Genomic DNA, 14,056 nt, shown 5'->3' with positions numbered 1-14,056 from the left:
AAAATAGAGGTATGAATACGACAGAATCACAGAATGTAACAGATTATCCAAATAGCAATACTATTTTTATGGTCTGGAAGCTTCATGACAGTCCACAGCTGAAAAATGTTTTTCAGGAATTATGCGCATTGGTGTTAAATCTTAATAATTCGGTGTTTAACCGTTTCCCGGATAGCAGGGCAAGCTGTGTCATGGGAATTGGTGCAGATGCATGGAGAAAACTTGAACTTCCGTCACCACCGCCAAAGGAGTTAATCAATTTTGAAGAAATAAAAGGAGTAAAACATACAGCTGTTTCTACTCCTGGAGATCTTCATTTTCACCTGAGAGCAGATAACAATAGTATTATTTTCGATATGGCGGTTGAAATATCCGGATTGCTAAGTTCAGTAGCTGAAAGCATTCTGGAGATTCATGGATTCAAATATTGGGATGCACGTTCTATTCTCGGTTTTGTAGACGGTACAGAAAACCCTCATGGGGAAGACCGTGATTATTTTGGAAAAATAGGAGATGAAGATCCTGAATATAAAGGAGGAAGTTATCTGTTTGTTCAGAAATATCTTCACAATATGGATGCCTGGAAGAGCTTATCAACAGAAGATCAGGAGAAAGTAATCGGGAGGTCAAAGGAAAATGATATTGAAATGTCTGATGCTGTAAAACCTTCGAATTCACACATTGCGTTAGCCAATATAGAAGGCGAGAATGGTGAAGAATTGAAAATTGTCAGAGATAATATGCCTTTTGGGAATCCTTCTACGAATGAGTTTGGAACTTACTTTATTGCCTATTCAAGTACATTTGCAACAACAAAAAAAATGCTGACCCAAATGTTTATAGGTGATCCTCCGGGAAATTATGACAGAATTTTAGATTTCAGTACAGCAGTTACAGGAACGCTTTTCTTTGTTCCTACCAGAAATATGCTTGATGAATTCTCAGGATAATATAGAAAAGGCTGTCTCAATCTGAGGCAGCCTTTTTATCAGTTACTTTTAGAGAAATTATGACCCTTTATTGTTGCAATTGAGCTTATGATTAAGCGGGTATACCAGTATCACACATACCAACAGGAGTCAGACAAAATGCAGAAGAGTTGCAAGGATCTACATCAGGTTTTGTACAGCATGCATAATAGCCGTTAGCTTCTACCAGGTAAAGATTACCAAGGCATGTAAAGCCTCCTCCTAGTACTGCTTTTAAATTTTCTCTTTCTAATTTCTTTAAATTTTTCATAGGTTTAGTTTTAAATTAATTAATCCCTAATATAGGAAAAAAAACAAACATGAAATCTTCTTTATTAAAGCGCTGTTTTTCAGTTTTTAATTGGAAATTTTTCTTTTGTTTTTTTGAAGTAAAAAGGGAGAAGAATTTGTAACTCCGGGTAAAAAATATCAACTTATTGTAAAAAAGAATAATTTTTTTAAAACTGTTGTAACTTTTTTTTGTTTTGAGTGTCTTTAGTATAGAAACAGCATAAGCATGAAACTTTTGTTCGGAAATAAAAAGAATGATTTGTTGAGCCTCCTGAAGAAACAGGATCCGGCTGCACAGAAGATTTTCTATGAACAGAACGTGAAGAGATTCCTGAGTGTAAGCAAAAGCTATGTGAGCGATTTGTATCAGGCAGAAGATTGTCTCATTAAAGCGTTCTGTAAAATTTTTAAGCATATAGAAAGCTTCAGAGGAGAGTCGAACCTGGAAAGCTGGGCAAGAAGAATTGTGGTCAATGAATGCCTTAATTTTATCAAAAGTCATAAAACAGTTTTCTATCTGGACGAGATTAATCAGTCTTTTCACGAAGACATTCATGAAGCAGAGATTGATTGCGATTTTAATGCTCAGGAGCTTTTAGACCAGCTTCCCGATGCCTACAGAATGGTTTTTAACCTGTATGTACTGGAAGAATATTCTCATCAGGAAATTGCTGATACTTTGCAGATTTCAGTGGCTGTCAGCAAGACACAGCTGTTCAGAGCAAAAGAAAAATTGAGAAAGATCTATTTTCAACAACAAAAAAAAGTGAAAAATGAAAACGTCTAAAGAAAATATTGGATTTCAGATCAAAAAGCAGATTGAGGAAAGAGAAATTGCTCCATCAAGGGATCTGTGGTCCGAAATTGAGCTTCAGAACAGCAATAATCACCGTTCCAAATCGAAAATGAACTGGCTTTTAATAGCTGCCTGTTTGATTTTGATATTCAGTTTGGGGAGCGTTCTTTTTTTTCTTAATGAACCTTCAGAAACTAATCCGGTAATTGTAAAACAAGCGGGAGAAAAAAAGACAGAAGAAATTATAAAAATTCCAGCTCAGAATGCTGCTCCTTTGGCAGTTGAGAATAATAATAAAAAGGAAGTAAAGCAAACATTTTCCCAGGATAAACAAGAAGTGATTTCTCCGGTGGCAATTGGTCAGAATAAACTTATTCCTAAAGAAACTCTTCCTTTGAAGAAGCTGGATATCACCCAGATTTCCAATCCTAAACTTATGGCAAAAGCCGATTCTATAAAAACTCCGGTTAAAAAGAAAAAATATGTAGACCCATCCACACTTCTTTTCTCAGTAGAGCATAAAGATGTCATCGAAAAAACAAAGGATGGAAGTAACGTGGCCACTACTATAGATCTGAATGCCAGATAATATATCCGTAAAAATTTAAAATTAATACTATGATCAAGAAATTAATCGTAATGGGATTGCTGTGCTCTTTTTCAGCATCATTCTATGCACAGAAGACCTTTAATATTAACCTGTCTTCTAAAAAAGATACAGAGGTAAGCCCTATTGTAAAAGAAAAAGTAGAAGAATATGCTGCAAAAATCAATACCATCATCCAGGAAGAGAAAAAGCTGATGGAAGAAGAACTGTTGGTTCTACAGGCCAAAAACCTGGATAAGGCAGATTTCGACAGAGAAAAAGCCCGGATTGCAGACCGTTATTCCGAGAAAATGGATAAGAGAATTGAGGAACTTGGATTTGATCTGGATGACGTTATCCAAAAACAGGTAAGATATTCCCTTTTGAATACTGATGTCACCTCTAAAGATGAGCTTAAAGAAAAACTGTTGAAAAAATTCCGTCCCAGCAGAAGCTTTACAGGGTATTTCTCTTATGGAATTATGACTTTAACAAACAGTTCTCAGGATAATGAACTGGATAAAAACATAGGATACGCCAATAATCTTGAATTTGGGCTAAAACTGAACTATCAGCTTAGTAGAACTAGCCCATGGGCAATTGTCTCGGGATTAGGGTTTTCATGGAGAACGGTAAGAGCGGATAATAATATGCTTTTTACAAGAAGTGCAGATCAGGGAGTTGCTTTGGCACAATACAGTGGAAACCTTGATAAAAGCAAGCTGAGAACAGGATATATTATGGTTCCTCTTGGGGTGCAGTATAATTTTTCTAAACTTAAAAATGCCGGAATGGATATCCAATACCGCAGTTATTATACCGGATTTAAAATAGGAGCCAATGTTTACGGTGGTGTAAAGATGGCTACCAATAATATTGTAAAAGGAAATGATGGCGAAACAAGAGACCGAGGGAATTATCAGGTAAATCCTTTTGTCTATGGAGCGCAGATTACGTTTTCATACAACAGCTTCAGTCTGTTTGTGAAAAAAGATTTCAGCAACTTCTTTAAAGACAGTTATTTCAAAAATGATAAAGCGCTGATATTCGGCGTGGCCATCGGACTGGATTAAATAAATTTTAATAGCAAAATGAAAAACTCCGGGAAAGGCTCCCGGAGTTTTTGCATTGTATCAGTTATAGAATCATTATTTTAAGCTTCCTACCATATCTTCAGGTTTTACCCATTCGTCGAACTGTTCAGCAGTTAACAAGCCAAGATTGATGGCTTCTTCTTTTAACGTGGTTCCATTTTTATGGGCTGTTTTAGCAATTTTAGCGGCATTTTCGTATCCAATATGAGTATTCAAAGCGGTTACCAGCATTAAAGATTTGTCTACCAGTTCTTTAATTCTCTCGTGATTCGGTTCAATACCTACTGCACAGTGATCATTGAAGGAAATACATGCATCTGCAATCAATTGAGCAGACTGTAAAAAATTGTAAGCCATTACAGGTTTGAAAACATTCAGTTCATAATTCCCTTGAGTTCCGGCAAACGAAATTGTTGTGTCATTTCCTAGAACCTGTGCACAAACCATCGTCATTGCTTCATTTTGAGTAGGATTTACTTTCCCCGGCATAATAGAAGATCCCGGTTCATTCTCAGGAATATGAATTTCCCCGATTCCGGAACGAGGACCTGATGCCAGTAATCTTACATCCTGAGCAATTTTATATAAAGAAACAGCCAGTTGCTTTAATGCTCCGTGAGATTCTACAATCGCATCATGAGCAGCAAGGGCTTCAAATTTATTTTCAGCAGTAACGAAAGGATGTTTCGTGAACTGAGCGATATATTCCGCTACTTTTACATCATAGCCGTTAGGAGTATTCAATCCTGTACCTACAGCTGTTCCGCCTAAGGCAAGTTCAGAAAGGTGAGGCAAGGTATTTTTTAAAGCTCTCAATCCGAATTCCAATTGAGCCACATATCCCGAAAATTCTTGCCCAAGAGTAAGTGGAGTCGCATCCATCAGGTGGGTTCTTCCGATCTTGACAACATCTTTGAAGGCTTTTGATTTTTCAGCCAACGTATTTTTTAATTTCTCCACCGCCGGAATAGTCACTTCCACCACTTTTGTATACGCAGCAATGTGCATGGCAGTAGGATACGTATCATTCGAAGACTGTGATTTATTCACATCATCATTCGGGTGAATTTCAGACTTTTCACCTAATGTTCCTCCGTTGTTGACGTGTGCTCTGTTTGAAATTACTTCATTCACATTCATATTCGATTGTGTTCCGGAACCTGTCTGCCAGATCACCAATGGAAACTGATTATTCAATTTTCCCTCCAGGATTTCATCACATACTTTCGCAATCATATCTCTTTTCTCCGAAGAAAGTACTCCCAGGTCTGTATTGGCATAAGCAGCAGCCTTTTTCAGATAAGCAAAAGCCTCAATAATCTCATGCGGCATTGAACCTTCAGGTCCTATTTTGAAATTGTTTCTGGAACGTTCTGTCTGTGCACCCCAAAGTTTGTCTGCAGGTACCTGCACTTCTCCCATGGTGTCTTTTTCTATTCTGTAATTCATAGTGGTTGAAATTTGTATGATCTTTTTATTCTAAGCCATAAATATGTTGATATTATTCATGTTTTATGAAAAAATAATGTTTTGGCTTCGTTTATTTAGCTTCTATAAAGGTACTTATAAACTCAGAAATCTCCAATTTATAATCATTATAAATATCAATTTAAATGACTGATTTTACTCATATTTTTTTAAGGAGGCGTATTTTTGTACAAACAAAAATTGAATGGATTTTAGATATCAGGATCCGTATCCTATTCAGAAAGATGATACGGTGTACAAAAAACTTACATCAGATTATGTAAAGGTTGAAAAACTGGGTGAAAGAGAAATTTTAACAATTGATCCGAAAGGACTGGAGCTGTTAGCTGAAGAAGCTATGGCAGATGTTTCTTTCATGCTTCGTTCTTCACACTTAGAAAGCCTTAGAAGAATCATTGATGATCCTGAGGCTACAGATAATGACAGATTCGTTGCTTATAACCTTTTACAAAACGCTGCAGTAGCCGTTGAGGGAGCTCTTCCTTCATGCCAGGATACAGGAACAGCTATCGTAATGGGAAAGAAAGGTGAAAATGTATATACAGGAGTAGAAGATGGGGAATACCTGAGCAAAGGAATTTTCAATACCTATCAGAAAAGAAACTTAAGATATTCTCAGGTCGTTCCTCTGACCATGTTTGATGAGAAAAATTCAGGATCTAACCTTCCTGCACAGATTGATATCTATGCCAAAAAAGGAGATTATTACGAATTTTTATTCTTAACAAAAGGAGGAGGTTCTGCCAACAAAACATTCTTATATCAAAAAACAAAATCTTTACTGAACGAAAAATCTCTTGAAGAGTTCGTTAAAGAAAGAATTTCAGACCTTGGTACCGCTGCATGCCCGCCTTACCACCTGGCATTGGTAATTGGAGGAACTTCAGCAGAAGCCAACCTTGCTGCAGTGAAAAAAGCTTCGGCAAAATACTATGACCATCTTCCAACAGAAGGAAATGAGGCCGGACAGGCATTCAGAGACCTTGAATGGGAAGCAAAAGTTCAGAAAATCTGCCAGGAAAGTGCTATCGGAGCTCAGTTCGGAGGAAAATACCTTACTCATGATGTAAGAGTGATCAGACTTCCGAGACATGCTGCATCTTGTCCTGTAGGAATGGGTGTTTCTTGTTCTGCGGACAGAAATATCAAAGGGAAAATCACAAAAGAAGGGATCTTCCTTGAGCAGTTGGAGCAGGATCCAAAAAGATTCTTACCTGATACACCTCCACACTTAGAAGAAGCAGTTGAGATTAACCTGAATAAACCAATGCCGGAAATTCTTGCGGAACTTTCTAAATATCCGATCAAAACCAGATTGAAACTGAACGGAACGTTGATCGTAGCAAGAGATATCGCCCACGCAAAAATTAAAGAAATTATCGACAGCGGAAAACCAATGCCTGAATATTTCAAAAATCACCCAATCTACTATGCAGGGCCAGCAAAAACCCCGGAAGGAATGGCTTCAGGAAGCTTCGGGCCTACTACAGCAGGGAGAATGGACGTTTATGTGGATGAATTCCAAAGCCACGGTGGAAGTATGATCATGCTGGCAAAAGGAAACAGAAGTAAAGATGTTACCAATGCCTGCCATAAATACGGAGGTTTCTACCTTGGATCCATCGGAGGGCCGGCTGCTATTCTTGCCAAAGACAATATTGTGTCTGTAGATGTAGTAGACTTCCCGGAATTAGGAATGGAAGCGGTAAGAAAAATCGAAGTAAAAGATTTCCCTGCATTCATTATTTCTGATGATAAAGGCAACGATTTCTTCGCAAATCTTGCTCACTAATTAGTTTAAAACGAAAATAAATAATAAAATAGAGCACTGATCTTTTGTGTAAAAAAGAAAAAAGCTTTATTTTTGCCTAAAATCTTAAAGAGAATGATAACGATATTATCAGCATTTTGGCCGTTCTACCAGTTCCTTTGGACTATATTCTTCATTACTATGTTCTTAGTAGGTTTCTGGTGTATTTTTATGTTCTTCGGATTAGTAATCCCAATGTGGCTAACTGAAGGTTTGAAAGAGTATTTCGGAAAAGTAAAGCCTTTCGACCCTGAGGATATCAGAAGAAAGCTTATTTCTGAGCAGGAAGGTGTAGAGGTTATCTATAGCGAGCCTAAAGGAAACGGACCTTTCCTTCACGATCACGGACATCATCATTAATTGATTGTCATTGCTTTTTCACCTGAATTCTGAAAAAGTAATATCAAAGCAAAACAACATATACAAAACCGCTTAATTCGTTAGGCGGTTTTTCTATTTATTATTCCTGAGGCTTTCCGGAGACACTCCAAATTTCTTTTTAAAGGCCCGGGTAAAGTTCTGAAGATATTCATAACCGCATTCAATAGCGATCTCTTTGATCATAATTTCTTTATCGGTGATCAGTTTCTTTGCTTTCAACATCCTGAGTTCCGAAATGTAATGGGCAATCGTTGTATGATACTGAGTTTTAAACTCCTTTCTGATAATATTTTGGTTAAGACCAAAATATTTTCCTATTTCCTCCGCCTTTATATTCCTGTGATAATTCTCGTCAATGAATTTCCGGATCATTTCGGGAGTCTTTGGAGTAGCCTCCAATAGATTTTTCTCATTAAATTGCTCGAAGATCAGAATAAGAAGCTTAATAATTTTGGCTTCGATAAATAATTTCTGCATAATTCCACGCTTGGTATAACCCAGAATTTCTTTGACAATCATATGCATTTCGACCGTCATATCCGGTGGTGTTTCTTTATGAAGGAATATGAAATTATTATGAATCATATTTTCGAGAATCTCAGCATTCTCACGATTAAGCTCGGGATTGATGAGGTTAAAAATATATTGATAATTGATCTGAATCTGAAGATATCTCAGGATTTCCTGATTTTCTGTCCATAATTCAGCAACACTTTCTTCAGGAGAATAATGAAGAATATATTGATTCTTTTTAAATACAAACTGAGTTCCGCAATCGTGAGCTTCCAGATTAATACCATCACTTAGCAGGAAAAGCAGATTAAAACTTGACTTACCCTCCAGCATATGAGACTTGAAGGATTCATCAGGGCACAGGTCCTCCTGCATAATGATTTTGATGTCCTCGGATCTGAACAAAAGCCCACTTTTTGATTGACTCCTCATACAACACATTTTTACGGCCATGGTATAACTTCTTATGATAAAAGTCCTTCGCAGGATAACCAAAAGTTCAAAAATGATAACTCGGGGTAAATTATGTGAGGTACTTTTGCGCAAAATTAAATTAAATTTAGAATAATTAAAAATAATATTTCATATGTTTAAAGATTTACATTTTGCAATACGAAAAATCAGAACAGGATTAGCAGTGCTAACCGTTGCTGGAAGCTATATGTACGCCCAGCAATGGGAAAATGTAGGAGGAATTCAGGATGTATCTGCAGGAGGAAGCAGTTTCAATAATCTTGTAATTGATAACTCAGGAAACTACTATTTATCATATTACAACGTTTCAGTAGCCAAAGGTTCTGTTCAGAAATTTAACGGAAGCTCATGGTCCTACTTGGGCGGAACACCCGGAGTTACAACAGGAACAGCTACTTATAATTCATTGTCTATAAGCCCGAACGGTAACAGTATTTATTATACCAATCAACTTGGCTATCCAGGCTCCGGGATGGAAGTCCGTTTGTTTACTGGTTCTTTATGGTCTCAGCTTCCTAACGCCACAGACAGTTCTGTAAATTATCAGGCATCAGCAGTATCCTCTGATAATATTATATTCACTTATGGATCTTACGGTTCCGGAACCGTAAAAAGATATTTTGGAGGAGCGTGGGAACAGGTAGGAAATGCCGGGTTTTCAGGAGGTGCCGAATTTGCTGAAATGGTGATTGGAACCAATGACATGGTGTATACATGTAATGTCTCCGGAGGGATAAAGGTTTTTCAGAACAGTACAGATGCAAGCTCCACACAAAACTGGAGTTTAGTGGGCGGAGCGGCGGCAGATGCTTCTTCATCAGGGGAACAGTACAATGCTGATATTGCTTTAGATGGAGCAAATAGGATTTATGTAGCCTATGTTTCAAACTCTGGAGGAGGAAAAAAAGTGAATGTCAAGAAATTTGACGGAAACTCATGGGTACAGGTTGGAAATGCCAATTTCTCCGAGGGAAGAGTACAGCATGTTGCCTTAGCCGTAACAGAATCCGGAAAACCTTATGTGGTAGCGAGCCGTTTTGAAAATGATAATTTCCTGAGAAATACCGTTTATAAACTAGACGATTCACAAAACTGGGTGCCCTTTGGAGGAGATTTTGTATCAGATGGGGAGGCAAAATACAATGATCTGGCAATAGATAAAGCACAGAATTATCTTGTCTTGGCATATTCAGACAATACAACAAAAGTAAAAAGAATTTCTCTGAACCTGAATCCGCAAACATGCAGCAATACAGATCCTGGAGCTAATACAGGAGATATAGGTTGTGTGAGTTTTATGTACAGAGGGCAGCAGGTTGCTTATACTACGGTAAGAGGTGCTGACGGAAAAATATGGCTTCAGCAGAATCTCGGAAGTTCACAGGTTGCTTCATCAGTAGCGGATGCGAACTCATACGGAGACCTTTTCCAGTGGGGAAGATGGGATGATGGCCACCAGCTTAGAAATTCTCAGGTCGTTCAGGCTCCATCACCTAATACTCCGGAAGGAACAAGTGCCACTGCAGGAGGTTACATTGCTGGATCTCCTGCATGGTGGGCAGGTTTTGCAAGTGGAGATGCCTGGAATGGAGTATCGGCTGCAGATATTAATGCATCTGTGGGAGTAGATCCGTGTAAAGCAATAGGTGCAGACTGGAAAATGCCTTCCCAGGCAGACTGGACTACTTTAATTGGAGCTGAAAGTATTGGTAATCCGGCAACCGCTTACAGCAGCAATCTTAAATTACCGGCGGGAGGATACAGAAGCTCCAGTGATGGGAGCTTTACTTTTGTAGGGCAAAGAGGTTATTTCTGGAGCTCTGATACATCAAGCTTAGGAGCAAAATATCTGTATATAGGATCAACAATCGCCAACCCATCAGCTGGAGCAATGAGAGGACAGGGATCATCAGTAAGATGCATCAAACCTACCTCTTCTTTAAGTACTTCAGAAACTAAGCTGAACAAATCTGTAATCGGAATATATCCTAACCCTACAAAAGGAATTCTTATAGTTAAAACTGATTCTGCGATTGAAAAAATAAACGTTACCAACGCAGTAGGACAAAGAATGAATGTACAGTTCTCGGATAATCAGGTCAATATGACTGAACTTCCTTCAGGATTATACATCGTAGAATTAAAATTAAAGAATGGACAGGCCATCTCTAAAAAGATTATAAAAGGTTAAGCGAAATTCAACACCAAAGACTTTTGCCAAAAAGAATTAGTTCATTACAATTACTTTTATTGGAAGGCTCATGAAATTTTCATGAGTCTTTTTTATCTTATTTTTCCCGGAAAATGGAAATCTTTAATGAAAACTGATTCAAATTAGCGGATATGAAGAAAAAATAATATTATATTCGATAAAAAATAAGACATGAGAAAATTTTATTCCGTTGTTTTTCTGTTGATGACAATGTATGTTTTTGGGCAGATCAATTATACGATTTCTCCCAATCCATTTAATGAATCTGATGTTATTACGCTTACGGTTCCTGGAGATCAGATTGATGAATCTTCCTGGGGAGTTTCCAATAATGCCATTTATATCTGGACTTGGTCTTTTGATACTAATTATCAGAACAGTCAGGATTGCCCTACCAATGGCAGCTGGAACAATTCTAATGATCTGAATAAGCTGAATTATAATGCCGCAACAGACAGTTATTCACTCACTTTTACACCTACTTCTTTTTATGGAAGAACAGGAATCGGAAGGTTTGGGTTTTTATTGAAAGATAAAACAGGATCCCATCAGACCTCTCCGGACATTTTTGTGAATGTGGGTACTTTAAGCTTAAATCTTACCAATCCGCTGGCCAATAGCCTGACTTCTGTTCCGGCAGGAAGCGCTATCAATATTACAGCTACAACAAGTACCAATGCAACATTTCAGCTAAAAGCAAACGGAACTGTTGTTAACTCAACGACAACTCCTTCACAGACCTATTCTTACAGCTATACAGTCACTCAGGATGCGAGTATGGAACTTGTGGCAACACAGGGAACCAATTCCAAAACGGCAGCATTCATTGTACAGGTTCCAAGAAATGTTGTTTCAGAAGCCATTCCAAACTGGATTAAACAGGGAATTAATTATCATCCGACAGATCAGACAAAGGTAGGGCTTGCGTTATATGCACCGGGCAAAAGTTTTGTACATGTCATTGGAAGTTTTAATAACTGGATGGTGAATGACACGTATTTAATGAAAAGAGATACCACAAATCCGGATCTTTATTGGATTGAGTTAATTGGCCTGACTCCTCAGCAACTATATACTTTCCAATACAGAACCAATGATTTGAGAAAAGTAGCTGACCCATATTCTCCACAAATTTTATCTTCTTATGACGATCCGTGGATTTCAGCTTCAACTTATCCGAATTTACCAGCATTTCCAACCGGTCAAGGGTTTGAAGTTTCAACATTTAAAACTGGTCAAACAGCTTATAACTGGCAGGTTACCAATTTTCAGAGACCCGCAAAACAAGATCTGGTGGTCTATGAATTATTATTGAGGGATTTCACACAGGAAAAGAACTGGCAATCATTGATTAATAAAATTTCTTATTTAAAAAACCTAAAGATCAATGCAATAGAATTACTTCCCATCATGGAATTTGAGGGAAATCTTTCCTGGGGTTACAACACCTCTTTCCATTATGCACTGGACAAAGCGTACGGAACACCCGAAAAATTTAAAGAATTTGTAGATCTCTGTCACCAGAACGGAATTGCAGTCATTCTGGATGTGGCGTTTAACCACGCCACAGGGCGCTCTCCTTTAGTAAGACTTTGGAATGTAGATCCGGATGGTGACGGATATGGTGATGTTGCCGCCAACAATCCTTATTTCAATCAGGTTCCGAAGCATTCATACAATGTATTTAATGATTTTAACCATACAAGTCTTTCAACGCAATATTACGTTGAAAGATGTCTTGAACAATGGCTGACAGAGTATCACATTGACGGATTCCGCTGGGATTTAACGAAAGGATTTACACAAAGCTGCTCTGAAAATGATGAAGCCTGTACCAATGCCTATCAGCAGGATAGAGTGGATATCATGAAACATTATGCAGACAGGCAATGGGCCATTGATCCCAATTCATATATGATCTTTGAACACCTGGGAACTGATACAGAAGAACAGCAATGGGCTAACTATAGAATAGCAGAAGGAAAAGGCGTAATGCTTTGGAATAAACAGACAGATCCTTACAATCAGAATACGATGGGATATCAGGAAAACAGCAATTACGACCGAATGAACCACAGTCTTCACGGTTTTACCAACATGAGTGCTGTAGGGTATGGAGAAAGTCATGATGAAGAAAGGCTTATGTTTAAAAACCTTGCCTATGGAGCTGTTAATGGAAGTTACGATGTTAAAAATCTGAATACTGCTCTTGAAAGAATGAAGACTTTCGGAGCGACTTTCTTTACCATTCCCGGCCCGAAAATGATCTGGCAGTTTGGCGAACTTGGTTATGAGTTCAGTATCAACAGATGTGCAAACGGTACCATCGACAGCGGATGCAGAACTGATGAAAAACCTGTTGCATTCACTTTAGGATATGATACCAATGCGAACAGAAAGGCTATTTATGATACTTGGGCTAAAATCATCAATATCAGAAACAGTCATCAGGTTTTTAAATCTAAAACCTACAGTATAGAATCCAACAATCTTACGAATGATCCCAATGGCCTGATCACAAGAATTTATGTGTATGATGCTGCTATTACAACAGGAATAAAGAATGTTGTCGTATTGGCCAATTACACGACTTCCGCACAGAATGTAGTTCCTTATTTTCCTTACACGGGTCAATGGCAGAATCTGATGGACAACAGTATTTCGAATATAGCTTCCACAACATCCCCGATCACTTTACAGCCGGGAGAATTCAGAATCTTTGGCAATTATGCTGGCGCTTTGTCCACTGTAGATATCAATGCAGTCCACAAATTATCCCTTCAGATTGCAGATAATCCGGTTCGGAACGGAATTGCTCAACTCATTTTCAATAAGGCAAAAAACGGAGAGATTCTGATTTTTGATATGACGGGTAAAAAACTGGATACTTTCAAATTGGATAAAGAAAACGGTATCTATGAAGCTAAAATCAGTTATCCTGCAGGAACTTATCTGGTTCAGCTGAAATCGGATACAGGAACAGCCATTCAAAAGATTGTGATCAAATAAAAAAAATTATGGAGTTGTTTAGCTTATAAAAATGTTGAATATATTAAAACCATTAAGAAGGATTTAAGAAATAAAGTGTAGTTAAGATGAATCATTCTGATTTTTAAGCTTAAAGCGAAGCTTATCTTAATACTCTTAAACTCTTATTAAATCTTAATGGTTCAAAAATAAAAGTGTAAACAAGTTCTATAGAAAGAATAAAAGGCAAATTTGCGGATCAGCAGATTTGCCTTTTTTGTAAGTTCAAAAAAATAGTCTACTTTTGCAGTAGATTTATCAAGAAAGGTGGAGGGATTTGGCCCGGAGAAACCTTAGCAACCTGCACGGTTCCAGATGTGTAAAGGTGCTAATTCCAACCCATTGGGGGAGATAATTGAAGTCAATATTCTATATGAATTCCATTTCTTGAAGTCTTGTATATCTGCGGAACTAGC

11 protein-coding genes and 1 riboswitch are annotated in these 14,056 nt (G+C 37.8%); of the genes, 8 read left to right on the top strand and 3 right to left on the bottom strand.

What is annotated here, in order from left to right; translation table 11 throughout:
- The first annotated feature begins 11 nt into the window (after positions 1 to 11).
- On the top strand, positions 12 to 950 hold the full coding sequence (locus tag FB551_RS21685) for a Dyp-type peroxidase (RefSeq protein ID WP_142018899.1): 939 nt from the start codon (positions 12 to 14) through the stop codon (positions 948 to 950).
- 91 nt (positions 951 to 1,041) lie between these two features.
- Here the strand turns inward: FB551_RS21685 and FB551_RS21680 are convergent, their stop codons facing one another.
- Positions 1,042 to 1,239, bottom strand: coding sequence for a bacteriocin-like protein (locus tag FB551_RS21680; RefSeq protein WP_047428785.1), 198 nt, complete (start codon positions 1,237 to 1,239; stop codon positions 1,042 to 1,044).
- A 246-nt stretch (positions 1,240 to 1,485) separates the two neighbouring features.
- Between FB551_RS21680 and FB551_RS21675 the strand changes: the two genes are divergently transcribed.
- From FB551_RS21675 to FB551_RS21665, 3 genes are read left to right on the top strand one after another with little or no spacing between them, the layout of a single operon-like run.
- Complete coding sequence (locus tag FB551_RS21675) at positions 1,486 to 2,046, top strand: RNA polymerase sigma factor (RefSeq protein ID WP_047428786.1); 561 nt, start codon at positions 1,486 to 1,488, stop codon at positions 2,044 to 2,046.
- Positions 2,033 to 2,644: a hypothetical protein gene (locus tag FB551_RS21670; protein WP_142018898.1), complete on the top strand. Its 612-nt coding sequence runs from the start codon at positions 2,033 to 2,035 to the stop codon at positions 2,642 to 2,644. Before FB551_RS21675 ends, FB551_RS21670 begins: the two co-directional genes overlap by 14 nt.
- Before the next feature lie 29 nt (positions 2,645 to 2,673).
- Positions 2,674 to 3,714, top strand: coding sequence for a porin family protein (locus FB551_RS21665; RefSeq protein ID WP_142018897.1), 1,041 nt, complete (start codon positions 2,674 to 2,676; stop codon positions 3,712 to 3,714).
- A gap of 75 nt (positions 3,715 to 3,789) precedes the next feature.
- Here FB551_RS21665 and fumC read toward each other — a convergent pair whose 3' ends face one another.
- Complete coding sequence (fumC, locus tag FB551_RS21660) at positions 3,790 to 5,184, bottom strand: class II fumarate hydratase (RefSeq protein WP_142018896.1); 1,395 nt, start codon at positions 5,182 to 5,184, stop codon at positions 3,790 to 3,792.
- A 223-nt stretch (positions 5,185 to 5,407) separates the two neighbouring features.
- Here fumC and FB551_RS21655 point away from each other — a divergent pair, with 223 nt between their 5' ends.
- Both FB551_RS21655 and FB551_RS21650 read left to right on the top strand, forming a co-directional pair.
- A complete protein-coding gene (locus tag FB551_RS21655) occupies positions 5,408 to 7,015 on the top strand; it encodes a fumarate hydratase (protein WP_142018895.1) in 1,608 nt (535 codons plus the stop codon).
- A 93-nt stretch (positions 7,016 to 7,108) separates the two neighbouring features.
- Positions 7,109 to 7,393: a hypothetical protein gene (locus FB551_RS21650; protein WP_170872059.1), complete on the top strand. Its 285-nt coding sequence runs from the start codon at positions 7,109 to 7,111 to the stop codon at positions 7,391 to 7,393.
- Between the two features lie 93 nt (positions 7,394 to 7,486).
- On the opposite strand, the gene FB551_RS21645 is transcribed toward FB551_RS21650, so the two are convergent.
- On the bottom strand, positions 7,487 to 8,359 hold the full coding sequence (locus FB551_RS21645; protein ID WP_167497908.1) for a helix-turn-helix transcriptional regulator: 873 nt from the start codon (positions 8,357 to 8,359) through the stop codon (positions 7,487 to 7,489).
- Between the two features lie 154 nt (positions 8,360 to 8,513).
- On the opposite strand from FB551_RS21645, the gene FB551_RS21640 reads away from it, so the two are divergent.
- Together FB551_RS21640 and FB551_RS21635 are read left to right on the top strand one after the other, a co-directional pair.
- On the top strand, positions 8,514 to 10,592 hold the full coding sequence (locus tag FB551_RS21640) for a T9SS type A sorting domain-containing protein (protein WP_142018893.1): 2,079 nt from the start codon (positions 8,514 to 8,516) through the stop codon (positions 10,590 to 10,592).
- A 192-nt stretch (positions 10,593 to 10,784) separates the two neighbouring features.
- Complete coding sequence (locus FB551_RS21635; protein ID WP_142018892.1) at positions 10,785 to 13,622, top strand: alpha-amylase family glycosyl hydrolase; 2,838 nt, start codon at positions 10,785 to 10,787, stop codon at positions 13,620 to 13,622.
- Positions 13,623 to 13,892: 270 nt separating this feature from the next.
- A riboswitch (SAM riboswitch) is annotated at positions 13,893 to 13,998 on the top strand.
- Positions 13,999 to 14,056 lie beyond the last annotated feature (58 nt).

The organism is Chryseobacterium aquifrigidense (assembly GCF_006716485.1).
GTDB lineage: Bacteria > Bacteroidota > Bacteroidia > Flavobacteriales > Weeksellaceae > Chryseobacterium > Chryseobacterium vietnamense.
The sequence above is the reverse complement of the archived record's forward strand: the minus strand, read 5'-3'. Positions and strand labels throughout refer to the sequence as shown.

Bases quoted from the DNA above. Each gene is read 5' to 3' on its own strand.
- FB551_RS21685 (WP_142018899.1), top strand. From the start codon at position 12: ATGAATACGACAGAATCACAGAATGTAACAGATTATCCAAATAGCAAT.
- FB551_RS21680 (WP_047428785.1), bottom strand. From the start codon at position 1,239: ATGAAAAATTTAAAGAAATTAGAAAGAGAAAATTTAAAAGCAGTACTA.
- FB551_RS21675 (WP_047428786.1), top strand. From the start codon at position 1,486: ATGAAACTTTTGTTCGGAAATAAAAAGAATGATTTGTTGAGCCTCCTG.
- FB551_RS21670 (WP_142018898.1), top strand. From the start codon at position 2,033: ATGAAAACGTCTAAAGAAAATATTGGATTTCAGATCAAAAAGCAGATT.
- FB551_RS21665 (WP_142018897.1), top strand. From the start codon at position 2,674: ATGATCAAGAAATTAATCGTAATGGGATTGCTGTGCTCTTTTTCAGCA.
- fumC (WP_142018896.1), bottom strand. From the start codon at position 5,184: ATGAATTACAGAATAGAAAAAGACACCATGGGAGAAGTGCAGGTACCT.
- FB551_RS21655 (WP_142018895.1), top strand. From the start codon at position 5,408: ATGGATTTTAGATATCAGGATCCGTATCCTATTCAGAAAGATGATACG.
- FB551_RS21650 (WP_170872059.1), top strand. From the start codon at position 7,109: ATGATAACGATATTATCAGCATTTTGGCCGTTCTACCAGTTCCTTTGG.
- FB551_RS21645 (WP_167497908.1), bottom strand. From the start codon at position 8,359: ATGAGGAGTCAATCAAAAAGTGGGCTTTTGTTCAGATCCGAGGACATC.
- FB551_RS21640 (WP_142018893.1), top strand. From the start codon at position 8,514: ATGTTTAAAGATTTACATTTTGCAATACGAAAAATCAGAACAGGATTA.
- FB551_RS21635 (WP_142018892.1), top strand. From the start codon at position 10,785: ATGAGAAAATTTTATTCCGTTGTTTTTCTGTTGATGACAATGTATGTT.